Raw genomic sequence first — 25,230 nt, forward strand, 5'->3', positions numbered from 1 at the left:
AGCGATTAGTACAAACGAGTAGTTCGAACAGATTCACGGGTTAGTTTTTTTTGATAGCGTTTTACTGCTGCAGCTTTCTTACGTTTACGTTCTTGAGTTGGTTTTTCATAAAACTCACGTTTACGGACATCAGCAAGAACACCTGCTTTTTCGCATGAACGCTTAAAGCGACGGATAGCTACGTCAACTGGCTCGCCTTCTTTCAACTTAACTTGTGGCATAAATATTCCTTAGTATTGGGTTTAAATACCTATAATTCGTTAATTATGGGTATTGCTTAATTCTACTACTATTTATACTTTTTGAAAAATCCCGTACCTAGGTTTTGTCTCCTCACACTTCTTACATTCCAACATTACCCCTAATTTTTCCTTATGCCCTTGTTCAGTCAACACCCAAGGCGATTTTGCCACGGTGGATCATGGCGGACATGTTGCGTATGACCGCAAGCGAGATCAGCAACCCAGTGGTTTTCTTCATCGAGGTGAAATCCAACAATCGCTTGTTGCATTTATTCACTCAAACTTTCGAGTTTAGAATCCTCTAAGCCCTTTAAAAAACGATGGCATAGATTATGAATTGCCACCAAATCATTTGGATCAATACCCAAAGAGCAGGCGAGTTTAAATGGGATCAGCGTAATTTCATCTTTTGCAACAAGTGCTTTTTCCAGCAAGATCACCTTTTTCATACGTTCATCTTCTTTTACCGCAACGCGCTTTAAAAATTGCTTTTCTTCAAGTTTTTTAATAATTGGCGTCAGCGTGCCTGAATCAAAAAAGGTCTTTTGTCCAATTTCAGACAACGTCACATTGTCCTTTTCATACAAAGCCAGCAACACAATAAACTGCGGATAGGTCAGATCGTATTCCTGAAGCAAAGGACGATATTGACGAATCATAGCATTGGTCGCGGAGTACATGGCAAAACACACTTGATTATCCAAGTAAGAAAATTCAGTCATGCTTTGCTCCTCAACGTCATCTTTGCGAACTCATAGTATAGTTTGATTAATATAAAAAGTATATTGTGCATAATTAACTTGCACACAAGATAATTGTGTGCAATATTGGTTCGTATAGCTGAACAAATAGACAAAGCTATTAAGCAAATAAGATGGATTGAATCAGAGCGAGATGTTGTATGACCACAATTTATGATTTTCAGGCTGAACTTTTAGAAGGCGAGCAAAAGAACCTTGCAGACTATCAAGGCAAAGTTTTATTGGTGGTGAACACTGCAAGTCAATGTGGCTTAACCCCACAATTCGAAGGACTTGAGAAGCTATATCAGGACTATCAACAACAAGGTTTGGTGATTTTAGGCTTTCCATGTAACCAGTTTGCCAACCAAGACCCATCAAGTAATGAAGAAATTGGCAGCTTCTGTCAGCGTAACTATGGCGTATCATTTCCAATGTTTGCCAAAGTCGATGTGAATGGTTCAAATGCGCATCCGATTTATAAATATCTCACTTCAGAAGCCAAAGGCATCTTAGGTAGTGAAAGCATCAAATGGAATTTCACCAAGTTTTTGATTAACCAAAATGGTGAAGTCATCAAACGCTATTCACCAACCACCAAACCTGAAAAAATTAGCAAAGATATTCAAAAACTCTTGGCATAAGTTGAATATAAAATTGAATGCTTTAGAAATTACTGGTATTGAAATCATCTACCAGTAATTTTTTATTTATAATGAAAGATAAAATCTTCTATATAAAATAAATTGAATGTAGTTATTTGAATAAATTAGGATTTTTTAGCTTTAAGAATTACATAACTTGTTTAAACATCGTCAACAAACTTCGCTATACTTTTTGCCAAGATTAAAAAATACGAGCGTCAGATTATGCGTGTACTTGTAGTGATGGATCCAATTGAAAGTGTGAATCTCAAAAAAGATTCAACAATGGCAATGTTATGGGCGGCAAGCCGTCGTGGACATGAGTTGGGTTATGCATTACAGCAAGATTTATATATCGATCAAGGCAAAGCTTTTGGCTTGATTTCACCACTCCAAGTTTTTGAAGATTATGATCATTATTACGAGTTAGGTGAAAAGCAAAAAGAGTCACTCGCAACTTACGATGTGGTACTGATGCGTAAAGACCCACCGTTCGATATGAACTTTGTTTATACCACTTATATTTTGGAACAAGCAGAGCGTGAAGGGGCGTGGATTATCAATAAACCACAGTCTTTACGTGACTGTAATGAAAAGCTATTTGCCACTCAGTTCCCAGAGCTGCAAGTACCCACTTTGGTGACCTCTCAACAAAGCTTGATTCGTGAATTTATCAAAGAACATGGCGATGTGATTGTGAAACCTTTGGATGGGATGGGCGGGATGGGCATTTTCCGTTTATACCAAGATGGTGTGAATATCGGTTCGACTTTGGAAATGCTCACTGAGATGGGAACTTGTCCAATTATGGCACAACGCTATATTCCTGAAATTGTTGAAGGGGATAAGCGAATCTTGATGGTCAATGGTGAACCTATTCCCTATTGCTTAGCACGTATTCCTCAAAATGGTGAAGTGCGTGGTAATTTGGCGGCAGGTGGTCTAGGTCAGGCGCGTCCACTCACTGAAAATGACAAAATGATTGCGGCGAAAGTTGGGCCTTTCCTCCGTGAGAAAGGTTTGGTTTTTGTGGGGCTTGATGTGATTGGCAATTATGTCACTGAAATTAATGTCACCAGTCCGACCTGTATCCGTGAGATTGATGCACAGTTTGGAACCTCGATTGCAGATGATCTTTTTGATGTTTTAGAAGCGGGTCGTAAAAACTAAAAAAATATTTTTTGACCAAACTGCCCGTTTGTATTTGGATTAAATTTATGTGCAAATGGGCATTTGGATATCGGCAGAACCTTGTTTTCAACAAAGAATTAAAAAAAGCCAAGCTTTCTGTTGTAAACAGGTGAAATTCGCTTTTCGTGAACGAAGCTTTAGGATTAGAATAACTTCCGAAAACAATAGACGATAACCTTCTTTTGAGTTGAAGAATTAGACCGTGACCAATTCACCACAGAACAAAGCTAAACATGTCATGATGATGGCCGCTGGTACAGGTGGGCATGTTTTCCCTGCGCTTGCCGTTGCCAAACAACTGCAACAAGAAGGCTGCCAAGTCTCTTGGTTAGCGACGCCTACAGGAATGGAAAATCGGTTACTTAAAGATCAAAATATTCCGATTTATCAAATTGATATTCAGGGTGTGCGTGGTAATGGTATTTTACGTAAGCTCAGCGCACCGTTTAAAATTTTAAAAGCGACTTTAAGCGCAATGCGCTATATGAAACAGCTTAAGATTGATGCTGTGGCGGGTTTTGGTGGTTATGTGGCAGGCCCAGGTGGTTTGGCTGCACGTTTGCTTGGTATTCCTGTGTTGATCCATGAGCAGAATGCGATTGCAGGATTTACCAATACCCAATTGGCACGTATTGCCAAAACAGTTTGTCAGGCTTTTCCAAATACCTTTCCAACTAGTGATAAAGTGGTGACCACAGGCAATCCTGTGCGTGCTGAAATTACAGCGATTTTGAACCCATCATGGCGTTATCAAACCCGTGAACAAGAACAATCTCCAATCAATGTTTTGATTGTGGGAGGGTCGTTGGGGGCGCAAGCGCTGAATGAACGTTTGCCTGAAGCTTTGAAAAAGGTCAATGTCGCGTTAAATGTGTTTCATCAATGTGGTCAAAATCAGCAAGATACAACGCGTGAGCGTTATCAGGGTGCGCCTGCAAGTTTGAATATTCAAGTTGAGCCATTTATTCACGATATGGCAAAAGCCTATAGTGATGCAGATTTAATTATTTGCCGTGCAGGTGCATTAACAGTAACCGAGGTCGCGACAGCAGGTTTAGCTGCCGTTTTTGTACCGTTACCGATCGCAGTGGATGATCATCAAACCGCAAATGCTAGATTTTTGGCAAATGTAGGTGCTGCGAAGATTTGCCAGCAAGCGGAAATGACACCTGCTGTTTTGGATGAACTGTTAGCGACTTTACTGAATCGCCAGTTACTCTCTGAAATGGCAATTAAAGCACGTCAACAAGCACAACCGAATGCGACGCAGCATGTGGTTGATCTGATTAAAAAATTGTAATTCGAGTTTATTTATGTCTCCAACAAATCCAAACCAAGCCAAAAAGCTGATTAAAGTGCCAGAAATGCGCCGTATTAAACATATCCACTTTGTTGGTATTGGCGGTGCGGGGATGTGTGGTATCGCCGAAGTATTGGCGAACCAAGGCTATAAAATTTCAGGCTCAGATATTAAAGCGTCTAAGACCACAGCACAGCTCGAAGCCAATGGTATTAAAGTTTATATTGGACATTCGGCTGATAATATTAAAAATGCTAATGTGTTGGTGGTTTCAACAGCGATTGATCCTGAGAACCCTGAGATTAAAGCTGCGATTGAACAACGTACGCCAATTGTACGCCGCGCAGAAATGCTCGGTGAGTTAATGCGCTACCGTCATGGTATTGCAGTGGCTGGAACACATGGTAAAACCACGACAACGAGTTTGTTAACGACGATGTTGGCAGAAGAAAACCTTGATCCGACTTATGTGATTGGTGGTTTGCTGAATAGTACAGGTGTGAATGCCGCGTTGGGTGAAAGTCGTTTTATCGTGGCAGAAGCGGATGAATCAGATGCATCATTCTTGTATTTGCAACCAATGGCAGCGATTGTTACCAATATCGATGCAGACCATATGGATACCTATGAAGGTAGCTTTGATAAATTAAAAGATACCTTTATTCAGTTCTTACATAACTTACCATTCTATGGTTTGGCTGTGGTTTGTGGGGATGATGCCAATATTCGTGAGATTCTTCCGCGTATTGGTCGCCCAACGTTGACCTATGGTTTTGATGAAGATAACGATATTCGTGCTGTGGATGTGTTACAAGAAGGTATGCAATCGCATTTCACGGTGTTGCGTAAAGACCGTGAACCTTTACGTGTCACGATTAACCAACCAGGTTTGCATAATGTTTTAAATGCATTGGCAGCGATTGGCGTAGCAACGGATGAAGGTGTTTCTGATGGTGCGATTTGTCGTGCTTTAGAGAGCTTTAGTGGTGTGGGACGTCGCTTCCAAGTTCAAGGTGAATTTGAAGTCGGCGGAGGCTTAGTGAAATTGGTCGATGATTATGGTCATCATCCAAAAGAAGTTGAGGCAACCATTAAAGCGGCACGTGCTAGCCATCCAAATCGTCGTTTAGTCATGTTATTCCAACCGCATCGTTTTAGCCGTACCCGTGATTGTTTTGATGATTTTGTGGACGTGCTATCGCAAGTGGATCAGTTGTTATTACTGGAAGTCTATCCAGCAGGTGAAAAACCGATTGTGGGCGCAGATAGTCGTGCTTTAGCGCGTAGTATTCGTTTACGTGGTGAGGTCGGGCCGATCTTGGTTGACCCCATTGATGGTAATTTACCGAATGTTTTACAAAAAGTGTTACAAGCGGATGACCTGTTATTAACACAAGGCGCGGGTAACGTTGGTGCAATTTCAGTAGAATTGGCTCAGCATCGCTTGTATGCCAAATCCCCCTAACCCCCTTTGTTAAAGGGGGAACCCCTCCCTTTGAAAAGGGAGGCGGGGAGGGATTTAATAGAATATATGAAGTTTTTTTAAGGATATAAACGTGTCAAATGCTGCAAAATTCGGCAAAGTTGCTGTGTTGTTTGGTGGGAAGTCAGCTGAACGTGCTGTGTCATTGGATAGTGGTCAAGCCGTTTTAGAAGCGCTATTGCGCTCAGGTGTGCAAGCAGAAGCATTTGATCCACAAGCGCGTAGCGTGACTGAGTTAGTGGGTTATGATCGTGCTTTTATTGTATTGCATGGTCGTGGCGGTGAAGATGGTCAGATCCAAGGTGTATTGGAATGGTTAAACCTTCCATATACGGGCACAGGTGTGCAGGGTTCTGCTATTGGGATGGATAAAGTCAAAACTAAGCAAGTTTGGCAAGGGAGCGATTTACCGACCGCACCATATCGCATTATTACCAAAGATTCTGACCTAGATGCTGTCGTGGCAGACTTAGGATTACCTGTCATTATCAAGCCAGTACATGAGGGCTCAAGTGTTGGCATGAGTAAGGTTGAAAAAGCAGAAGATTTTGCGGCTGCGATTGAGAAAGCAACACAACATGATGCTGTAGTGATGGCAGAAAAGTGGATTACAGGTCGTGAGTTCACGATTTCATTCTTGAATGGACAACCGCTGCCTGTGATTCGTTTACAACCGCCAGCAGATGTTGCCTTTTATGACTATGAAGCAAAATACCAACGTGATGATGTGCAGTATGGCATTCCTTGCGGCCTAACGGAGTCGGAAGAGCAAAACTTACAGGCGTTGTGTCTACGTGCATTCCAAGCAGTCGGTGCAGAAGGTTGGGGGCGTATTGATGCAATGCAAGATGAGCAAGGCAATTTCTGGTTGCTCGAAGTCAATACCGTACCGGGAATGACCAGTCATTCTTTAGTACCTAAAGCAGCTCAAGCAGTAGGTTATAGTTTTGATCAGCTCTGCGTTGCGATTTTAGAGCAAACTTTAACAAAGTCGGCTTAATTTATATGGCTCAACTCCCTGCTTCTATGCGTCGTAAAACACGACCAGCCATTAGCTCGATTCATGAGAAACCGCCTTCGCCTAAGCAAAAGATGGTGAATGCGGGTGGTTGGGCGTTGTTGATCATTGCTTTTGCTGTATTGGCAATCGGTCTATACGGCTTATATAAAGTAATGACCGATGCGAAAGTCGCACAATTGCAGGTGGTTGGAACCAATTCGGATGTTGAAAATCAGCAGTTAGTGCAGCATCTGAGCCCAATAATCAAAGATAACTATTTCACTTCTGATCTTGAGCAAATTCGAGATCAAGCGTTAAAAGTATCTTGGGTAGATCGTGTCGTGGTATCACGAGCTTGGCCCAATGCAATTCGCGTACGGGTCATGCCGCGTCATGCAATTGCACGTTGGGGAACAGGGCGTTTGCTCAGTGATAATGGCGATGTATTTAGTGAGGCTGTGTTAAAAGTACATCCAAACTTGCCATTACTACACGGTCCAGTCAGCCAATCCAAAATGATGATGCGTCGCTATAATGAAATTAATCAATTATTTCATCCTGCGAATCTAAGATTAAAAGAATTGTATTTAACTGAGCGAATGACTTGGTTTATGCAGTTTGATTCAGGTTTACGAATTATTGTGGATCAAGATCAAACCATGAATAAGCTCCAGCGCTTAAGCCATTTGGCACAAACGGACTTAAAACCTGTATGGTCGAAAATCTCAGCCATTGATTTGCGTTATCGGAATGGTCTTGCCATTCAATGGAAAAACGCAATTCCGCCAAAGATTGTTAACGGTCAGTTAGTTGTAACGATTGATGACACAAGCCTTGCAGGGGCAATTCAGGCAAAGCCATAATATGTGGCTTGAAAATAACAGGCAGTTTGCCCGTACTAAACAACAAAAGATATGGTAATGAAGTAATGAGTGAAGCTGTTTCCTCAGTTGTTGCGATTGATATTGGGACACATAAAGTCTCAGTCTTGATTGGTAAGGTCCATGCACCGGATAAGATCCAAGTGATTGGCATGGCAACTGCTCGCAACCGAGGCATGGTTAAAGGCAAAATTGTCAGCTTAGATAAGGTTATTGCGGCAATTAAAAATGCGGTTTCTGAAGCCGAAGATATGGCGGAGTGCCGTATTCATAGTGCGTGGGTGTCTATTCCAAGTACTGAGTTGCAAAGTTTTTACGCTTCAGGTCGAACCCCTGTTGCGAACCATGATCATATTATTACGACAAATGAAGTGGTTAGAGCATTGGAGTTGGCAAAAGCCAGTCATGTCTCACCAGATTATTATCTCGCGAGTGCTGTACCATTAGGCTTTGAGCTAGGGGATTCGGCTGAATGGGTACAGAACCCAGTGAACATGTCAGCACATAGTATGACGGGACATTATCAATTGATGATGATGCCGATTAGCACCATGCAGAACCTTGATCGTGCCATGAAAGGGGCAAATATCGGGGTGGAAAAAATGGTGGTATCTTGTTTGGCAACAGCTGAAGCAAGTCTACTCAAAGATGAAAAAGAATATGGGGTATGTTTAGTTGATATTGGTGCAGGAATCACCAATATTGCAGTGTATTTGGATGGACGCTTAGCATTAGTACGCACTTTGCAGCGTGGTGGCGAAAATGTCACTCGTGATATTGCAGCAGTCTTACAAACGACCACTGAAGAAGCTGAACGAATTAAGATTTTACATGGTTGTGTTGATCTGAGTGTGGTGAAACCAGACCATATGATTCAAGTGCAAGGGATTGATGGACAACAAACCATTAGTCGTATTGAACTTGCAGAAATTATTATTGCGCGCTATGAAGAAATCTTTACATTAATTCGTGAAGAATTGGAGCATAGTGGTGCAATACATGGTTTATATCATGGGGTTGTACTCACAGGTGATGCTTGTCAAATTGAAGGTATGGTGAATTTGGCACGTCGTATGCTTGGTGTATCTGCACATTTGGGTAATCCACCTTTACAGGTTTATGCTGAAGACCAGCATCTTGCGGCCTTACGTCGTTCAATGTATGCGACAGCTTCAGGATTATTGATGTTTAGTCAAAGTGATTTGCAGGATGCAGTAGAAGAACCAGAAGAATCGAATGATCGAAGTTTTATGGATCGTGTGACCAATGGTTGGAATGCATTAAATAGCAAATTAAAAGCTATATTTTAAGTTGTACGTATTTTGGGGAAAATTTGTTAGGAAGTTGTAATAGTGAGCCGTTGTACTTGACAAGCTAGCTATTATTGAACAGCATCCTAAACATCGGTTGTTTTAAAAATCAGGGCAGTAACGGGCTGAAGTGACTGCCACTTAATATATTAGGAAATTTAAAGGTCATGGCCTCATTTGAATTTATAGAAGATGAACTAGACGATGGCAACGGTCAAGCCCGTTTCACAGTATTTGGTGTTGGTGGTGGTGGTGGTAATGCTGTCCAACATATGGTGCAATCCGATATTCAAGGTGTAAAGTTTGTTTGTGCCAATACAGACAAGCAAGCACTCGACAGTATGAATGCCCCATTTAAAATTCAACTTGGTGAACAAAGTACGCGTGGTTTAGGCGCTGGTGCGAATCCTGAAGTAGGACAAATCGCAGCAGAAGAAAGCCGTGAAGTGATTCGCCAACATCTTGAAGGCACGGATATGGTATTCGTGACCGCAGGTATGGGTGGCGGTACTGGAACAGGCGCTGCGCCAGTGGTTGCTGAAGTTGCCAAAGAAATGGGCATTTTAACTGTTGGGGTTGTGACGACGCCATTTAATTTTGAAGGTCGTCGCCGTCAAAAGTCTGCTGAAAAAGGGATTGATGCGTTAGAAGCACATGTTGACTCATTAATTATTATTCCGAACCAACGTTTACTCAGCGTTTATGGTGATATTTCAATGAAAGATGCCTATAAAAAGGCAGATGATGTATTGTTAAATGCGGTTCGTAGTATTTTTGATTTAGTTGTCAACCGTGGTCATATTAACCTTGACTTCGCGGACTTGAAAACAGCAATGAGTACTCGTGGTTATGCCATGATGGGTGCGGGTTTGGGTCGTGGTGAAGACCGTGCGCGCCAAGCTGCTGAACAAGCGATTCGTAGCCCGTTATTGGATAATGTTAATATTATCAATGCGAAAGGTGTATTGATCAATATCACGGGTGGTGATGATATTACCTTGCGTGAAACTGAAATCATTACGGATGTCGTGAATCAAATTGTTGATTTGGATGAAGGTGAAATCTTCTACGGTACGGTATTTGATCCTGATGCACGTGATGAACTTCGTGTCACTGTGATCGCAACGGGCTTGACACGTAATGCAAGTGAAGTTGAACATAAAAAACGCAGTGTTGTGACACCAACTCATGCTGCGCCTGTGCAAGTTGCACCTCAAGCGGTTGATGAAGATGATGTCCCTGCGATTAGTAAACGTGCAAATGTGGAGGTGCCAGCAAGTGCTACACCAAATTCTACGCCACGTTCGTCGCCAATGAGCATTCAAGACTACCTGAAAAATCAACAGCGCAAATAATAAAATCAGATGTTTAGAAAAAGGGAGCGAGTAATTGCTCCCTTTTTTATTTTTTTTAAATGGCAAAATATGCTAACTTATATCGGTTTTTGCAAATGAAGTTGGCATGGTATGGTGAAACAACGTACTCTCAAGCGTGTGGTGAAAGCGAGCGGTATTGGTCTGCACAGTGGTCAAAAGGTGCTGATTAATTTTGTTCCACATCATATTGATGGAGGTATTGTCTTTCGCCGTATTGACTTAGATCCACCTGTCGAGATTCAGGCGAATGCTTTACTCATTCAAGAAGCATTTATGTGTTCTAATCTTGTTCGTGAAGATATCAAAGTTGGTACGATTGAGCATGTGATGAGTGCAATCGCTGGCTTAGGAATTGATAACCTAATCATTGAGGTTTCTGCTTCAGAAGTCCCGATTATGGATGGCAGCGCAGGGCCATTTATCTATTTACTTATGCAAGGTGAGCTTGCTGAACAAGATGCACCCAAAAAATTTATAAGAATTTTAAAACCTGTTGAAGCACTAATCGACGATAAACACGCTATTTTTACTCCTCATTCAGGTTTTCAGCTCAACTTTACCATCGACTTTGATCATCCTGCATTTGCCAAAGAATACCAATCTGTGTCCATTGATTTCTCAACAGAAACTTTTGTGTATGAGGTGAGTGAAGCTCGAACCTTTGGTTTTATGAAAGATCTTGATTATCTAAAGGCAAATAACCTTGCTTTGGGTGCAAGTCTGGACAATGCCATTGGTGTAGATGATACAGGTGTGGTCAATGAAGAGGGGCTACGCTTTGCTGATGAGTTTGTGCGGCACAAGATTTTAGATGCTGTTGGTGACTTATATTTGCTTGGGCATCAAATTATTGCCAAGTTTGATGGTTATAAATCAGGACATGCGCTCAATAATCAGTTATTACGCAATGTTAAAAATGATCCGACCAGTTATGAAATTGTAACATTTAATAACGATAATGATTGTCCAATTTCTTATGTGAGTGTGACATAAGTCATTGTCTTTTATTGGTTATGTTATATTATAACAATGAAAAACGAGATTCTTATCACATTAAATAAGTCTGTATTTCAGAGGTTGAGCAAGGCAGTTTACTTTTTATTGCTTGCCAAACGTAGTAAAGCTTGGCTAAGCTTAGGGTCGCTCACATATTCAGCGGCACTGCGCAATTGCTCTTGGGTCTCTGAAGTAAGTGTTTTAGATGGGGGAGAGGGTTCACGAGAAACACTAATCTTGTTTCTTAAACGAACTTGGATTTTTCGTAATTCCTTGAGTCCTTCTAATTGAGCTAACTGCGCAACATAGTTGCTTTGTAAATAGCTGAGTTGACTAATCATTGCTTGATTTTCACCTGTTATGATCAAAACGCCATGTTGATAACAAACAACCTGCCATTGCTCTGGTTGGGGCAGTAAGGGTTGAATAATTTTCGTAAGTTGTTTCCATTGAGTCACTTGCGTAGTCAGAAACGTTAAGTTTCCAGTTTTTATGTGTTGTCCTTTCTGTTGAAAAACGTTGTTAGGTTCAGACATGTTAACTTCCTTCGAGGTTATCTGTTTATCTTAAGCGTTCATTTTAACTATTATCAAGGAAGAGATGATAAAGGAACTATTTAAGGACGGTTTCAAGAGGTTTTTTTATGCATCCGCGTCGTATTTTACTTGCATTTTCATTGGCTGCTTCAGCCGCTTCAGTTGCTTTTGCAGATTACCAAAATATTGGTCAGGCAGCAGATGGTGACCGCCTAGAACAGTTATCTAAAACTTTGGCTCAAGGCTCTTATAGCCATCCTGATGATATTGATTTACCCGCTGTCTCGAATGTTTCGGTGAAGCTACGTGAAAAAACCATCGAATTGAATAACGCAACGATTGAAAGAAAATATGGCCGTTCAGCAATCTCAACTCAAGACAATGCACCATCATTTTCCGCAAACACAGGTTATTCTTGGTTAGTGAATCATCCTTTAGAAGATGGTCGTGTTAGTTCGACTTGGGGTAATCGTACTTTATTGGGAACAACTCGTCATCATTCAGGCGTTGATTTAGCGGCACCATCAGGTACACCGATTTATTCAACGGGTTCGGGTGTAGTGACCAAATCAGGTTGGGGTTCAGGCTACGGTCAATATGTTGAGATTGATCATGGCAATGGCTATATCACACGTTATGCACATGCATCACGCTTAATGGTCAATGCAGGCGATCGCGTGAATGCAGGTGAACATATTGCCAATGTCGGTTGTACAGGTCGTTGTACAGGACCACATCTGCATTTTGAAGTGGTAAAAGATGGTCAGCGTAAAAATCCATCAACCTACTTAGCAATGTTACCTTAAAAATAATTTGTTAACAGTTGTATATCAAATCTTAGAAGAGAGCGCCTTAATTGGCGTTTTTTTGTGGTTTTTGTTTTGTTTTGGTCAATGACTATTTAGTGAAAAAATATTAAGAGATTTTGTATTCATTTGGGGCAATACCTTTATGATGCTAAAACATGATACATATATAAGATCAAAATAACTTAAGGGAAAAGGTGAATTGTATGGCGTTTTATGGCGACTCAGATGCGCAGGAAACCCAAGAATGGCAAGAAGCATTTGATTCAGTATTACAACATATGGGCACGGAACGCGCTGCTTTCTTACTTGAAAAGCTCTATCAACGGGCAATTGCGAAGCATGTTCCAATCCAACGCTTAAATACACCTTATCTCAATACCATTTCAGTCGAAGAACAACCTGCCATGCCTGGCGATCAAGATATGGAGCGCCGTATTCGCGCTTTGATCCGTTGGAACGCTTTGGCGACGGTATTACGTGCAAATAAGACAGGCGATGATCTGGGTGGTCATCTTGCGAGTTTTGCATCATCTGCAACTTTATATGATGTGGGTTTTAACCATTTCTTTCGTGCAGCCTCAGATAACTTTGGCGGCGATATGATCTATTATCAAGGTCATTGTGCTCCAGGGATTTATGCGCGTTCTTTTTTAGAAGGGCGTTTAACTGAAGATCAACTCAATAATTTTCGCCGTGAGGTGGGGGGGAATGGTCTACCAAGCTATCCACATCCTTATTTAATGCCTGACTATTGGCAGTTCCCAACTGTATCTATGGGTTTGGGTCCAATTATGTCGATTTACCAAGCACACATTCAAAAGTACTTGATGAATCGTGGTTTGATTAAAGAAGAAAATCGTAAAGTCTGGGCTTATCTGGGCGATGGTGAGATGGATGAGCCAGAAAGTACGGGTGCAATTTCACTTGCCGGTCGTGAAAAGCTGGATAACCTGATTTGGGTCGTGAACTGTAACTTACAGCGCCTAGATGGTCCTGTACGTGGTAACGGTAAAATTATTCAAGAATTAGAATCTTTATTCCGTGGTGCGGGATGGCGTGTCATTAAAGTGGTGTGGGGTCGTCATTGGGATCCACTACTTGCTCAAGATTCTTCAGGCGCTTTAAAAGCGGTCATGGAAGAAACAGTGGATGGTGAGTACCAGCGCTATCAAGTGAAAGGTGGTGCATATACCCGTGAGAAATTCTTTGGCAAGTACCCAGAAGCTGCGGAACTGGTAAAAGATTTAAGTGATGAAGACATCGATAATCTTAACCGTGGTGGTCACGACCCGTACAAAGTTTTTGCTGCCTATGCAGAAGCAATGAAAGCCAAAGGTCAACCAACTGTTATCCTTGCAAAAACGGTTAAAGGCTACGGTTTGTCTGAAGAAATTGAAGCGGTAAATAAAACGCACCAAATCAAAAAAATGCAGATCGATTCATTAAAGTATGTCCGTGATCGTTTTAATTTGCCATTTAATGATGAGCAACTTGAAGAATTACCATTCTATCGTCCAGCAGAAAACTCACCAGAATTAAAATATATGAAAGCGCGTCGCGAGGCTTTAGGTGGTTATTTGCCTGCTCGACGTAAAGAAAGTGCAGCTTTACCGATCCCTGAACTTTCAGTGTTTGATGGTGTACTCAAAGGCAGCGGCGGTAAAGAACAATCAACCACCATGTTAATGGTACGTTTGATCGCCGCGTTATTGAAAGAAAAAGCGATTAAAGATCATGTGGTGCCAATCGTTCCTGATGAAGCACGTACCTTTGGTTTAGAAGGGATGTTCCGTCAGCTCGGTATTTATGCTGCTCACGGACAAAAATATACACCTGAAGACAATGAACAGCTCATGAATTATCGTGAGGCGAAAGATGGTCATATGTTACAGGAAGGGATTAACGAAGCAGGTGCGATGAGTGCATGGGCTGCGTTAGGCACCAGTTATTCAACCAATAACTTGCCAATGATCCCGATGTATATGTATTACTCAATGTTTGGTTTCCAGCGCATTGGTGATATTGCATGGGCGGCAGGTGATGCTCAAGCACAAGGTTTCTTGTTGGGTGCAACAGCAGGTCGTACCACACTGAATGGAGAAGGTTTACAACATCAAGATGGTCATTCGCATATCTTGGCAGGCACGATTCCAAACTGTGTGTCCTATGATCCTTGTTTTGGTTATGAACTCGCAGTGATTGTGCATGATGGTTTAAAACGCATGTATCAAAATCAAGAACGTGTGTTCTATTACCTGACCGTGATGAATGAAAACTATGAACATCCTGAAATGCCAGAAGGTATTGAGGATGGGATTAAACGTGGCATGTACTTATTGCAGAAAGATGAGCAAGCAAGTGTTCAACTGCTTGGGTCTGGTGTCATTCTGCGTGAAGTCATTAAAGCAGCGAAAATTCTTCGTGATGAATATCAAATCCATTCAAATGTATGGAGCGTGACCAGCTTTAACGAGTTAGCACGTGATGGTATGGCATGTGATGAATATAACCGCTTACATCCGTTGGCTGAAACAGCACAAGAATCTTGGGTGTCACAACAATTACGTCATACTGATGGGATTGTGGTGTCTGCAACCGATCATATGCGTGCCTATAGCGAACAAATTCGTGCCTATCTACCAGACAACCGCCCATATGTCACATTAGGTACAGATGGTTATGGTCGTTCAGATACGCGTGCTAATTTGCGTAGCTATTTCGGTGTTGATGCTGCACATATTGTGGTTGCAACCTTGAAAAAACTCGCAGACGAAGGTGAGGTCGAAAATCGCTTAGTCAAAGATGCAATCTCATCTTTTGAATTAGATACTGATCGTCCAGTGGCATGGGCACCTCAGGCACATCCTGAAGTTCAAGCTGTAGCGGCATACCATGAAAGTCAAACAGGTGAGGGGAACTAATTATGCAAATCCAAGCACCTGATATTGGCGTGGATAAGGCAGTCGTTGCCGAAATCTTGGTAAAAGTGGGCGATCATGTTGCAGTCGAAGATAGTCTCTTGGTTTTAGAATCAGATAAGGCGGCAGTTGAAGTACCAAGTACTGCAGCAGGGATTGTCAAAAGTATTCTGGTGCAACAAGGCGATGAAGTTACTGAAGGCGTCGCATTAATTGAATTGGAATCTGAGTCTGCTGTTGAAGCACCTGCGAACGAAGTACCGAAATCGGAAGTACCAAAAGCAGAGGCTCAAACTGTAGAAGTTACAACTCAAGCTCAAGTCGCTCCTGCCGCGACAGCAAGCCAAGTGATTGATGTGAAAGTCCCAGATATTGGGGTGGAAAAAGCATTGGTTGCTGAAGTCTTGGTCAAAGTCGGTGATGAGATTGAGGCTGAGCAAAGCATCGTGGTGGTTGAATCAGATAAAGCCACCGTAGAAGTGCCAAGCTCGATTGCTGGTGTGGTTGAAACGATTCAGATTAAAGAAGGTGATAGTGTTAAAGAAGGCGTGGTGTTGATTCAAGTCAAAACGACAGTCGTCGCAGCTCCTGTAGTTTCAGAAGCACGCCCAACTCCAGTAGAAGCAGCCGTTCCTATATCGGCTACAACTGGTGAAATCGAGATTACAGTGCCTGATCTCGGTGTGGAAAAAGCCTTGGTTTCAGAAATCTTAGTCAGCGTTGGCGATTATGTCGAAGCGCAACAAAGTTTATGCGTGGTCGAGTCAGACAAAGCTTCGGTTGAAGTCCCTAGCGCATCTGCTGGAATTGTCAAAGCCATTCATGTTTCACTCAATCAAGAAGTTCGTCAAGGTATTGCTTTGGCAACGATTGAATTGAGTGGTTCGGCGGCTGCACAGGCAGTGCCAAAAGCTCAGCCTACAGTTGCTGCAACAGCGACGACGACAGTAGCAAAATCACAGCCAGTAGTCGCTTCGCAAACAGCCTCAGCGCAACCCGAAAAGTTGAGCAAAGAGCAAGAAATTGCGAATGCGAAAGTGTATGCAGGGCCTGCGGTACGTAAACTGGCGCGTGAGTTAGGTGTAGTGCTTGGACAGGTTAAAGCTTCAGGTGAGCATGGTCGTGTGATAAAAGAAGATGTGTTCGCACATGTGAAAACACGCCTAACAGCACCGCAGGCAGCTCCAACAGTTCAAATTGCTCCAATTGCTTCAGGTCTGCCATCATTACCAGATTTCACTGCATTTGGTGGCGGTGAAGTGAAAGCGATGACGCGTTTACAGCAAGTGTCTGTGCCGCAGTTATCATTGAACAACTTCATTCCACAAGTGACACAGTTTGATTTGGCTGATATTACTGAGCTTGAAGCGTGGCGTGGAGAACTGAAAGATGGGTTTAAAAAGCAAGGTTTAAGCTTGACCATCTTGGCTTTCATTGCGAAAGCTGTTGCACATTTGCTGAAAGAAGAGCCTTATTTTGCTGGGCATTTGGCGGATGATCAGAAGTCGGTATTGTTACGTAATGAAATCCATATGGGAATCGCGGTGGCAACACCAGATGGTTTAACCGTTCCTGTATTGCGTAATCCTGATCAAAAGTCGATTAAGCAAATTGCAGCTGAATTGGCTGAACTGAGTCAAAAAGCACGTGATCGTAAATTGTCGCCGAAAGATTTACAAGGTGCTAACTTTACCATTACCAGTTTAGGTAGTATTGGTGGAACCGCATTTACGCCATTGGTGAATTGGCCTCAAGTGGCAATTCTAGGGATCTCGCCTGCAACCATGCAACCCGTATGGAATGGTAAAGACTTCGATCCTCGTTTGATGTTGCCATTGTCATTGTCTTATGATCATCGTGTCATTAATGGTGCAGACGCAGCACGCTTTACCAATAAATTGACGAAGTTGCTAAAAGACATTCGTAACTTGTTGCTCTAATATATTTGTAAATTTGGAAAACCTCGCTCAAGCGGGGTTTTTTATTTTTTCAGGATCAAAATGTGGTTTTATTTGTTTAAGCTTTTCTCTAAAAGTGATGTAGATTGATAAAATTTTTATTTGAAAGAAGGAATAAGAATGTTCGTGATATATCGAGTTGTATTGCCGATATTGCTTACTATTTTTGTATTAATGGGTTTATGGGTCAATTTCCTCCATTTCTCATCAGATTGGGTCATGTATATCGTCATGGGCTTGGAGATGCTCGCGGCAACAATCGTTGTGAGCATGGAATATCAAGCTCAAAATGTTGGTGGTGCAAGCGGTTGGGGAATTTTTGGTTTTTTGGGATTGAGTGTGAATTTAGCTTTTTTGCTCGGTATTGCCCGCTTGCTGATTTGGAGTTACCAAAAATTTTGGGCATAACGATTTAAAAAGTTCTGATTGTTTGGTAAAATGCACTCACTTCATTGGGGAGTAGCCGCTCTTTACGCAAAGTAAAGAGGTGATGATCAACATAATTGTTCAACAGAACATGGTCATCATAGCAAAGAACCAAAAACGGCTTTTCAGCCGTGCTTTTGTTGGCAAGACCTTTGATTTTCCACTCTGCATCAATCTATTTGATTTTGGCTAGCAGGAGGGGTAGGTCATCGGTATATTTTGCTAGCCAGAGCATTCAACTATGTATGAATTCCTCATCTCGACTTCAATTGTTGCCCTTGCAGAAATGGGTGATAAAACACAATTACTTGCGCTTTTACTTGCAGCCCGTTTCCGTAAACCAGTTCCAATTCTGATCGCTATATTGTTAGCCACCACCATCAATCATGGTATTTCCGCTGTTTTAGGACAATGGATTACCACTGTGTTCAGCCCTGAAATTTTATTGTGGATTCTGGCACTTGGCTTTATTGGGATGGCGATCTGGATGCTGATCCCTGATGAATTGGGTGATGAAACTGAAAGCATTAATAAATGGCAAAAGTTTGGCGTGTTTGGTGCGACCTTTATTTTATTTTTCTTGGCGGAAATTGGCGATAAGACGCAAATTGCTACGGTTGCTTTAGCTGCACGTTTTGACAGTATTTTTTGGGTGATGTGTGGTACGACGGTGGGAATGATGCTTGCTAATGCTCCTGCAGTGTTTATTGGCGACAAATTGGCAGATAAATTACCAATTTCATTGATTCATAAAATTGGTGCTGCGATTTTCTTGGTTGTGGGTCTTTCGGCATTGGTACAGCATTATTTCTTTTGATACCGCTATATTATCTGAAATAAAAAATCGACCCATCCAAAAGTGATGGGTCTTTTCTTATAAATTACGATAAAAGTCCAATATATGATTGAAACAATAATAAAATCCCATTATTTTATTAAGGAATTAAAATATTTCATATTTAAAGAATTTTTATGGGGTTGACATGAGTTTCGAGAGGACTACATCGCAAATACTATTTGATAATGGTACGCATAAATGCATTAGTTTTACCAGTTTAGTCAAAGGTGAAGGCATTCAAGCCAATCAATTTCTAATTATTGATCATGACCGTGCGGCAGTATTAGATCCAGGTGGCGATCTCACCTATGTGCCCTTAACAATGGAGTTGAGTCGTTATACCAAATTGAAAAATTTGGATTATGTGATGGCATCACACCAAGACCCCGACATTATTACCTCAATGCCACGTTGGTTGGTGTATACGGATGCCAAAGTGGTGGCTTCTAAATTGTGGGCACGCTTTTTACCGCATTTGAATTCGGCATTTATGAGTGACCGTATGAAAGGCAATTGGGAAGAGCGTTTAATTGAACTGTCAGATACTGGGCAGATTATTCCACTAGGTGAATCCTCGATTGTTGCTGTACCCGCGCATTTTCTACATTCGGTCGGTAATTTTCAGTTTTACGACCCAACTGCAAAGATTTTGTTCTCAGGCGATATGGGGGCTTCGATCGTTGATGATGCAAGTCAACCAATTACTGATTTTGAAGCGCACATCAAAAAAATGAAGGGCTTCCATCAGCGTTATATGTGTTCCAATAAAGTGATTCGCTTGTGGGTCAATATGGTTCGCCAAATGGATCTTGATATGATTGTGCCTCAGCACGGTACAGCATTTGTCGGTAAAGAGATGATCAAGCAATTTTTGGATTGGATTGAGCAGCTAGAGTGCGGCGTAGATTTAATGAATGAATATGTTTTTAGTTGCCCTACTTAAATGAAGTTATAGGCAATCAGTTGGGTAAACCCTGATGAGTGAATCGGTGAAGGGACTTCGCTTTTGAAAAGTGATGATATTGAGCGATATCAGCACAGCAAACCGAGTATATAAATCATCTGATGGCTTGTCATGGTATCCAATCAAAAGCAGTCATTATTCTGTTCGAGTTAGTTAGAGTAATTTTACCGATGTACATAGAACCTATATTGTGTAAAAAATACTCTAGCGACTTATAAAATTATTTTCATCATAGAAAATGAAAATCACATCGAAATTTGTATATAATAGCTCACGGAAATTACCAGTGAGATTGTTATGCTGACCATCGTTCAAGAAGCGTTAACCTTCGATGATGTCTTATTACTTCCTGCCTACTCAACTGTTCTCCCAAAAGATGTCTCTTTAAAGACACGATTCACACGCGGTATTAATTTGAATATCCCTCTCGTTTCAGCTGCAATGGATACAGTGACTGAGTCACGTATGGCGATTGCAATGGCGCAAAACGGTGGTATTGGTATTTTGCACAAGAACATGGATATTGCTGCACAAGCTGCCGAAGTTCGCCGTGTGAAAAAATTTGAAGCTGGGATGGTAAAAGATCCAATTACAGTTAGCCCTGAAACTACAGTACGTGAGCTGATTGCGATTACCCAAGCCAATAATATTAGCGGTGTGCCTGTTGTAAAAGATGGCAAAGTGGTGGGTATTGTCACAGGTCGTGATACACGCTTTGAAACCAATCTTGAACAACCTGTAAGCAACATCATGACGGGTCAAGACCGTTTGGTGACTGTTCGTGAAGGTGAGTCGAAAGAAAATATTCAAGCATTGCTGCAAAAGCATCGCATTGAAAAAGTTTTAGTCGTTGGTGAACACAACGAACTCAAAGGTTTAATTACAGTCACTGACTTCCGTAAAGCGGAAAGCTATCCAAGCAGCTGTAAAGATGACCTCGGTCGTTTACGTGTGGGTGCTGCAGTCGGTACAGGTGTAGAAACACCAAGCCGTGTGGAAGCATTGGTCGATGCGGGTGTCGATGCGATTGTCGTGGATACGGCACACGGTCACTCAGCAGGTGTGATTGAACGTGTACGTTGGGTAAAAGCAAACTATCCACAAGTTCAAGTGATTGGTGGAAACATTGCAACAGGTGATGCAGCCTTAGCATTGTTAGATGCAGGTGCAGATGCTGTTAAAGTGGGTATTGGTCCTGGTTCGATTTGTACTACACGAATTGTTGCAGGTATTGGTATGCCACAGATTTCGGCAATTGATAGCGTTGCGAATGCACTAAAAGATCAAATTCCATTGATCGCAGATGGTGGTATTCGTTTCTCTGGCGATATGGCGAAAGCGATTGGCGCAGGTGCGAGCACGATCATGGTCGGTTCACTCCTTGCAGGGACTGAAGAAGCGCCAGGTGAAGTTGAATTTTTCCAAGGTCGTTATTATAAAGCGTATCGTGGTATGGGTTCATTGGGTGCGATGGCAGGGGCAACAGGTTCCGCTGATCGTTATTTCCAAGACTCTAAAGCAGGCGCTGAAAAGCTAGTACCAGAAGGCATTGAAGGTCGTGTGCCATATAAAGGTCCAATGGGTAATATCGTACACCAAATGATGGGCGGTTTACGTTCTTCTATGGGGTATACGGGTTCATCTGTGATTGAAGATCTACGTCAAAATGCGAAATTTGTGAAAATTACTTCAGCAGGTATGTCTGAGTCGCATGTTCATGATGTGACAATTACTAAAGAAGCACCAAACTACCGTGTCGGTTGATCTGTCGTAATTTAGGTAATAAAAAAACCGTCAGTTCGCTGACGGTTTTTTTGGTTTTGGTGTAAAGTGAAGCAGATGGAAAATGATATGGCGATACGTCATATAAAGATAAGAAAGTGAGTAAAAAATGAGCTATTTTGGAACTGATGGAATTCGTGGTAAATTTGGACAAATGCCGATCACACCTGAATTTGCATTAAAATTAGGTTTTGCCGCAGGAAAAGTATTAAAAAGAAATAGTCCTAAAAATAAGCCAATTGTGGTTATGGGTAAAGATACGCGTTTATCAGGTTATATTCTAGAAGCAGCTCTCCAAGCAGGTTTAAACGCAGCAGGTGTGTATGTGCATTTGTTGGGACCATTACCAACGCCTGCCATAGCGCATTTAACACGTGCTTTGCATGCACATGCAGGTATTGTGATTTCAGCATCACATAACCCTTACTTTGATAATGGGATTAAATTTTTCTCAGGTGAAGGTAAAAAACTCCCAGATGCCTTACAAAATGAGATCAATCAAGAATTAGAAAAAGATTTAGTGATTGATGATACGGCTAATCTAGGTAAAAGTGTTCGTGTAAAAGATGCAAATGGTCGATACATCGAATTCTGTAAATCAACATTTCCATACCACTTCGATCTTAGTAATCTCAAAATTGTAGTGGATTGTGCTAACGGCGCAGCATATAGCGTTGGTCCTTCAGTTTTTAGAGAGCTAGGTGCAAAAGTAATCCCCCTTTTTAATGAACCAGATGGTTTAAATATCAATGAAAATTGTGGATCAACCCATCCTGAATTTCTACAAAAGGCTGTGGTTGATCACCAAGCCGATTTAGGTATTGCGTTTGATGGTGATGCAGATCGTGTCGTGATGGTGGATAAAAATGGTCAGCTGGTAGATGGTGATCATATCCTGTATATCCTTGCAACTCAGGCCAAAAATAAACCAGCAGGTATTGTTGGAACAGTCATGAGTAATATGGCACTTGAGTTAGCATTACAGAAAGCGGATGTCGGTTTTGTACGCGCAAAAGTCGGTGACCGCTATGTATTACAGGCATTAGAAGAAAATGGTTGGGTCACAGGTGGTGAGCCTTCAGGTCATATCTTAACGTTGGATAAGAGCACAACTGGTGATGCGATTATTGCCGCTTTACAAGTGCTCACGGTGATGGTTGAGCAAGCGAAAGCATTACATGAATTAGTTGCAGACTTTGAATTATTTCCACAGGTGTTAATCAATGTTCGTTTACAGCACATGATTGATCCATATGCTGTTCCCGCTCTTGTTGCTGAATTTGAAAAAGCTGAACAACAGTTGAAAGGTCGTGGACGTATTTTGATTCGTAAATCAGGTACTGAACCTGTGATTCGAGTTATGGTAGAAGGAGATCAACAGCAGGAAGTGGATGCCATCGCAAATCATTTAGCCGATGCAGTCAGAGCTCATGCTCAAGCTGCTTAAAGGAGAGTAATAATGAATGATGTCATTAAAGACCTGAGTGAGCTTCGTTTAAGTTATGAACAAGGTGAGTTACACGAATCCCAGATGAGTGTAAATCCCCATGAGCAATTCTTGAATTGGTTCAATCATGCACTCACTGCTCAATTACATGAACCGTATGCGATGTCTTTGGCGACAGCAAATGCTCAAGGTCGGCCACACGTGCGAACCGTTTTGTTACGTGGTGCGACAGAAGCTGGTTATGATTTTTACACCAATTATGATAGTCAGAAAGGATTAGACCTTGCGGAAAATCCTTATGCTGAACTTTTATTTTACTGGCCGAGTTTAGAACGTCAGGTACGTATCGGTGGTCAGGTTTCCAAGATTTCAGAACAGGAATCGACGGATTATTACCATAAGCGTCCACGTGATAGTCAGATTGCAGCACATATTAGTACGCCACAAAGTGGTGTCATTGAAAGCCGTGAGTTATTACAACAGCGTTTTCAAAACTTACAAAACCAAGTACATGAAGCTGAGTTGGATAAACCCGAATTTTGGGGTGGTTATCGCTTAGATGCTGATTATTATGAATTCTGGCAAGGACGACCAAATCGTTTACATGATCGTTTAAGTTATGAAAAACAAAATGGACTTTGGATTATTCAACGCTTGATGCCATAAATGACCATGATTCAAATTCAACAAAGACCATTTTTGACACGCCCTGAACAATTTCAGGGCGTGCCTACGTTTATTGCTGAGATATTGGCAAGACGTGGAGTGCAATCGGAACAAGAGCTTGAGCTAAAACTCAAACATATCATGCCACCCCATTTAAAAGGACTGGATGCGGCTGTTGAATTGATTGATCAGGCTATAGATCGACAGCAACAAATCGTCATCATTGGTGACTATGATGCGGATGGTGCGACCAGTACAGCACTTATGATCTTAGTTCTTAAAGAAATGGGGGCGAAAGTTGAATATTTAGTGCCTGATCGTTTTAAGTACGGTTATGGCTTAACCCCTAAAATTGCTGAGCTTGCAAAGCAAAGCTATCAACCTGATGTATTGATTACAGTTGATAATGGTATTTCTAGTCACGCAGGTGTAGAAACTGCACAGGCATTAGGAATGCAAGTGATCATCACCGATCATCACTTAACCACGAAACCCACACCTAATGCTGAAGCAGTGGTGAATCCGAATCAACTCGGTTGTGATTTTCTGAGTAAAGCCCTTGCAGGCGTTGGTGTCGCTTTCTATGTTTTGGCGAAATTGGCAAGTTACCGCACCCAACAAGGCAAAAGCAGTACTAAAGTGACCCAATATTTAGATTTGGTTGCTTTGGGAACTTATGCTGATGTTGCAAGTTTGGACTATAACAATCGTATTTTGATTGATACAGGTCTAAAGCGAATCCAACAATATCAATGTCGTGCAGGAATCCTCGCATTATTGGATATTGCGAAACGTGATGCTGCGACTTTACGTGCTCAAGATCTAGGCTTTGTTGTTGGACCACGTATCAATGCGGCTGGTCGGATGGAAAGTATGCGGATTGGGATTGAGTGCTTACTCGCAGCGGATATGGCAGAGGCTTATCCAATTGCACAACAGCTCAATCAACTGAATGTAGAACGTCGTCAAGTTGAAGCTGAGATGAAACAGCAAGCGATTAGTGCATTACAGCATGTACAGCTACAAGCAGATTCTTTGCCTGCCGCATTGGTCATGTTTGATGAACAATGGCATCAGGGGGTGATTGGGATTGTGGCTGGGCGTCTAAAAGAACAGTTTCATCGTCCAAGTTTGGTGTTTGCACCAGATGAGGATGGGATTCATATCAAAGGCTCTGCACGTTCAATTGAGGGAATTCACATTCGCGATCTTATTGAACAGGTCGCAGAACGATACCCACATTTAGTGAGTCATTTTGGTGGACATGCAGCAGCAGCAGGTTTAACGCTCAGAAAAGAAAACTTTGATGAATTCAAAACTGTTTTTACACAATGTATTGCTGAAATGGATGAGGATTTATTTCAAGCAGTCTTATGGACAGATGGGCAGTTAGAGCATTCAGATCTGCATTTATCAACCCTTGATTATATTGAACAGCTAGGACCTTGGGGACAGAAGTTTCCATTCCCCCAATTTGAAGGGCGATTTAAAGTTATTGATTCTCGTTGGCTCAAAGACCAACATTTAAAATTAAAACTGGCATTTGGACAACAGTCGATTGATGCGATTGCTTTTAATGCAATTGATCGTTTTAAGTTTGACCCTGCTCTTGGTTATGTTGATTTAGTTTATACCTTAGAGCGTAATGTTTTTAATGGAAACACCAGTTTACAACTGCATATTGTGCATTTAAAGCAATAAAAAATCCGCTCACAAGAGCGGA

Annotated in this window: 22 protein-coding genes, 1 pseudogene and 1 riboswitch; of the genes and pseudogenes, 19 read left to right on the plus strand and 4 right to left on the minus strand. The window is 41.7% G+C overall.

Going from position 1 to position 25,230, the window contains the following annotated elements:
• Positions 1–5: 5 nt before the first annotated feature.
• The 3 genes and pseudogenes from rpsU to MMP60_RS00565 all read right to left on the minus strand — a co-directional run bounded on the left by rpsU (position 6) and on the right by MMP60_RS00565 (position 964).
• Positions 6–221 (minus strand): 30S ribosomal protein S21, encoded by a 216-nt coding sequence (gene rpsU, locus MMP60_RS00555; RefSeq protein WP_004652785.1) that lies wholly within the window; start codon positions 219–221, stop codon positions 6–8.
• Between the two features lie 72 nt (positions 222–293).
• Positions 294–511: pseudogene (locus MMP60_RS00560) on the minus strand (DUF3565 domain-containing protein).
• Entirely contained in the window at positions 512–964 is a 453-nt protein-coding gene (locus tag MMP60_RS00565; RefSeq protein ID WP_241334509.1) for a MarR family transcriptional regulator, read from the minus strand.
• Between the two features lie 179 nt (positions 965–1,143).
• Here MMP60_RS00565 and MMP60_RS00570 point away from each other — a divergent pair, with 179 nt between their 5' ends.
• The 9 genes from MMP60_RS00570 (at position 1,144) to lpxC (ending at position 11,160) form a co-directional block, all read left to right on the plus strand.
• Positions 1,144–1,626, plus strand: a complete 483-nt coding sequence (locus MMP60_RS00570) for a glutathione peroxidase (protein ID WP_046739821.1) — start codon at positions 1,144–1,146, stop codon at positions 1,624–1,626.
• Positions 1,627–1,851: 225 nt separating this feature from the next.
• Positions 1,852–2,796 carry a glutathione synthase gene (gene gshB, locus MMP60_RS00575; RefSeq protein WP_241334510.1) on the plus strand — a complete coding sequence of 315 codons (945 nt, stop codon included), beginning with the start codon at positions 1,852–1,854 and terminating at the stop codon, positions 2,794–2,796.
• A gap of 223 nt (positions 2,797–3,019) precedes the next feature.
• Positions 3,020–4,117 (plus strand): undecaprenyldiphospho-muramoylpentapeptide beta-N-acetylglucosaminyltransferase, encoded by a 1,098-nt coding sequence (gene murG / locus MMP60_RS00580; RefSeq protein WP_241334511.1) that lies wholly within the window; start codon positions 3,020–3,022, stop codon positions 4,115–4,117.
• A 13-nt stretch (positions 4,118–4,130) separates the two neighbouring features.
• Positions 4,131–5,582, plus strand: a complete 1,452-nt coding sequence (gene murC, locus MMP60_RS00585; protein ID WP_241334512.1) for a UDP-N-acetylmuramate--L-alanine ligase — start codon at positions 4,131–4,133, stop codon at positions 5,580–5,582.
• A gap of 91 nt (positions 5,583–5,673) precedes the next feature.
• A complete protein-coding gene (locus MMP60_RS00590; RefSeq protein ID WP_018679369.1) occupies positions 5,674–6,600 on the plus strand; it encodes a D-alanine--D-alanine ligase in 927 nt (308 codons plus the stop codon).
• Positions 6,601–6,605: 5 nt separating this feature from the next.
• The gene (locus MMP60_RS00595) at positions 6,606–7,463 is read left to right on the plus strand and encodes a cell division protein FtsQ/DivIB (RefSeq protein WP_241334513.1); all 858 of its coding nucleotides are present in this window, start codon (positions 6,606–6,608) and stop codon (positions 7,461–7,463) included.
• A 65-nt stretch (positions 7,464–7,528) separates the two neighbouring features.
• Positions 7,529–8,791: a cell division protein FtsA gene (ftsA, locus tag MMP60_RS00600; protein ID WP_241334514.1), complete on the plus strand. Its 1,263-nt coding sequence runs from the start codon at positions 7,529–7,531 to the stop codon at positions 8,789–8,791.
• Between the two features lie 167 nt (positions 8,792–8,958).
• On the plus strand, positions 8,959–10,146 hold the full coding sequence (gene ftsZ, locus MMP60_RS00605; RefSeq protein WP_241334515.1) for a cell division protein FtsZ: 1,188 nt from the start codon (positions 8,959–8,961) through the stop codon (positions 10,144–10,146).
• Between the two features lie 111 nt (positions 10,147–10,257).
• The gene (gene lpxC, locus MMP60_RS00610) at positions 10,258–11,160 is read left to right on the plus strand and encodes a UDP-3-O-acyl-N-acetylglucosamine deacetylase (protein WP_241334516.1); all 903 of its coding nucleotides are present in this window, start codon (positions 10,258–10,260) and stop codon (positions 11,158–11,160) included.
• 98 nt (positions 11,161–11,258) lie between these two features.
• Here the strand turns inward: lpxC and MMP60_RS00615 are convergent, their stop codons facing one another.
• Entirely contained in the window at positions 11,259–11,699 is a 441-nt protein-coding gene (locus tag MMP60_RS00615; protein WP_241334517.1) for a DciA family protein, read from the minus strand.
• 107 nt (positions 11,700–11,806) lie between these two features.
• Between MMP60_RS00615 and MMP60_RS00620 the strand changes: the two genes are divergently transcribed.
• From MMP60_RS00620 to recJ, 10 genes are all read left to right on the plus strand, one after another.
• On the plus strand, positions 11,807–12,505 hold the full coding sequence (locus MMP60_RS00620; protein ID WP_241334518.1) for a M23 family metallopeptidase: 699 nt from the start codon (positions 11,807–11,809) through the stop codon (positions 12,503–12,505).
• Positions 12,506–12,711: 206 nt separating this feature from the next.
• Positions 12,712–15,429 carry a pyruvate dehydrogenase (acetyl-transferring), homodimeric type gene (aceE, locus tag MMP60_RS00625; protein WP_241334519.1) on the plus strand — a complete coding sequence of 906 codons (2,718 nt, stop codon included), beginning with the start codon at positions 12,712–12,714 and terminating at the stop codon, positions 15,427–15,429.
• A gap of 2 nt (positions 15,430–15,431) precedes the next feature.
• Positions 15,432–17,366 carry a 2-oxo acid dehydrogenase subunit E2 gene (locus MMP60_RS00630; RefSeq protein ID WP_241334520.1) on the plus strand — a complete coding sequence of 645 codons (1,935 nt, stop codon included), beginning with the start codon at positions 15,432–15,434 and terminating at the stop codon, positions 17,364–17,366.
• Between the two features lie 138 nt (positions 17,367–17,504).
• The gene (locus MMP60_RS00635) at positions 17,505–17,792 is read left to right on the plus strand and encodes a hypothetical protein (RefSeq protein WP_241334521.1); all 288 of its coding nucleotides are present in this window, start codon (positions 17,505–17,507) and stop codon (positions 17,790–17,792) included.
• Positions 17,793–17,826: 34 nt separating this feature from the next.
• A riboswitch (yybP-ykoY riboswitch) is annotated at positions 17,827–17,967 on the plus strand.
• Between the two features lie 84 nt (positions 17,968–18,051).
• Positions 18,052–18,627, plus strand: coding sequence for a TMEM165/GDT1 family protein (locus MMP60_RS00640; protein ID WP_241334522.1), 576 nt, complete (start codon positions 18,052–18,054; stop codon positions 18,625–18,627).
• Positions 18,628–18,793: 166 nt separating this feature from the next.
• The gene (locus MMP60_RS00645) at positions 18,794–19,591 is read left to right on the plus strand and encodes an MBL fold metallo-hydrolase (protein WP_241334523.1); all 798 of its coding nucleotides are present in this window, start codon (positions 18,794–18,796) and stop codon (positions 19,589–19,591) included.
• 318 nt (positions 19,592–19,909) lie between these two features.
• Positions 19,910–21,376 carry an IMP dehydrogenase gene (gene guaB, locus MMP60_RS00650; RefSeq protein ID WP_018679382.1) on the plus strand — a complete coding sequence of 489 codons (1,467 nt, stop codon included), beginning with the start codon at positions 19,910–19,912 and terminating at the stop codon, positions 21,374–21,376.
• A gap of 127 nt (positions 21,377–21,503) precedes the next feature.
• A complete protein-coding gene (glmM, locus tag MMP60_RS00655; protein WP_241334524.1) occupies positions 21,504–22,841 on the plus strand; it encodes a phosphoglucosamine mutase in 1,338 nt (445 codons plus the stop codon).
• A 12-nt stretch (positions 22,842–22,853) separates the two neighbouring features.
• Positions 22,854–23,507 carry a pyridoxamine 5'-phosphate oxidase gene (pdxH, locus tag MMP60_RS00660; protein WP_241334525.1) on the plus strand — a complete coding sequence of 218 codons (654 nt, stop codon included), beginning with the start codon at positions 22,854–22,856 and terminating at the stop codon, positions 23,505–23,507.
• Entirely contained in the window at positions 23,508–25,208 is a 1,701-nt protein-coding gene (gene recJ / locus MMP60_RS00665; protein ID WP_241334526.1) for a single-stranded-DNA-specific exonuclease RecJ, read from the plus strand.
• Positions 25,209–25,230: the final 22 nt, after the last annotated feature.

The organism is Acinetobacter sp. ANC 4805, assembly GCF_022549495.1.
In the GTDB taxonomy this organism is placed as follows: Bacteria; Pseudomonadota; Gammaproteobacteria; order Pseudomonadales; family Moraxellaceae; genus Acinetobacter.

What these genes read in the sequence shown, in the direction of transcription:
- rpsU (WP_004652785.1), bottom strand. Translation starts at nt 221, where the DNA reads ATGCCACAAGTTAAGTTGAAAGAAGGCGAGCCAGTTGACGTAGCTATC.
- MMP60_RS00565 (WP_241334509.1), bottom strand. Translation starts at nt 964, where the DNA reads ATGACTGAATTTTCTTACTTGGATAATCAAGTGTGTTTTGCCATGTAC.
- MMP60_RS00570 (WP_046739821.1), top strand. Translation starts at nt 1,144, where the DNA reads ATGACCACAATTTATGATTTTCAGGCTGAACTTTTAGAAGGCGAGCAA.
- gshB (WP_241334510.1), top strand. Translation starts at nt 1,852, where the DNA reads ATGCGTGTACTTGTAGTGATGGATCCAATTGAAAGTGTGAATCTCAAA.
- murC (WP_241334512.1), top strand. Translation starts at nt 4,131, where the DNA reads ATGTCTCCAACAAATCCAAACCAAGCCAAAAAGCTGATTAAAGTGCCA.
- MMP60_RS00595 (WP_241334513.1), top strand. Translation starts at nt 6,606, where the DNA reads ATGGCTCAACTCCCTGCTTCTATGCGTCGTAAAACACGACCAGCCATT.
- ftsA (WP_241334514.1), top strand. Translation starts at nt 7,529, where the DNA reads ATGAGTGAAGCTGTTTCCTCAGTTGTTGCGATTGATATTGGGACACAT.
- ftsZ (WP_241334515.1), top strand. Translation starts at nt 8,959, where the DNA reads ATGGCCTCATTTGAATTTATAGAAGATGAACTAGACGATGGCAACGGT.
- lpxC (WP_241334516.1), top strand. Translation starts at nt 10,258, where the DNA reads ATGGTGAAACAACGTACTCTCAAGCGTGTGGTGAAAGCGAGCGGTATT.
- MMP60_RS00615 (WP_241334517.1), bottom strand. Translation starts at nt 11,699, where the DNA reads ATGTCTGAACCTAACAACGTTTTTCAACAGAAAGGACAACACATAAAA.
- MMP60_RS00620 (WP_241334518.1), top strand. Translation starts at nt 11,807, where the DNA reads ATGCATCCGCGTCGTATTTTACTTGCATTTTCATTGGCTGCTTCAGCC.
- aceE (WP_241334519.1), top strand. Translation starts at nt 12,712, where the DNA reads ATGGCGTTTTATGGCGACTCAGATGCGCAGGAAACCCAAGAATGGCAA.
- MMP60_RS00630 (WP_241334520.1), top strand. Translation starts at nt 15,432, where the DNA reads ATGCAAATCCAAGCACCTGATATTGGCGTGGATAAGGCAGTCGTTGCC.
- MMP60_RS00635 (WP_241334521.1), top strand. Translation starts at nt 17,505, where the DNA reads ATGTTCGTGATATATCGAGTTGTATTGCCGATATTGCTTACTATTTTT.
- MMP60_RS00640 (WP_241334522.1), top strand. Translation starts at nt 18,052, where the DNA reads ATGTATGAATTCCTCATCTCGACTTCAATTGTTGCCCTTGCAGAAATG.
- MMP60_RS00645 (WP_241334523.1), top strand. Translation starts at nt 18,794, where the DNA reads ATGAGTTTCGAGAGGACTACATCGCAAATACTATTTGATAATGGTACG.
- guaB (WP_018679382.1), top strand. Translation starts at nt 19,910, where the DNA reads ATGCTGACCATCGTTCAAGAAGCGTTAACCTTCGATGATGTCTTATTA.
- glmM (WP_241334524.1), top strand. Translation starts at nt 21,504, where the DNA reads ATGAGCTATTTTGGAACTGATGGAATTCGTGGTAAATTTGGACAAATG.
- pdxH (WP_241334525.1), top strand. Translation starts at nt 22,854, where the DNA reads ATGAATGATGTCATTAAAGACCTGAGTGAGCTTCGTTTAAGTTATGAA.
- recJ (WP_241334526.1), top strand. Translation starts at nt 23,508, where the DNA reads ATGACCATGATTCAAATTCAACAAAGACCATTTTTGACACGCCCTGAA.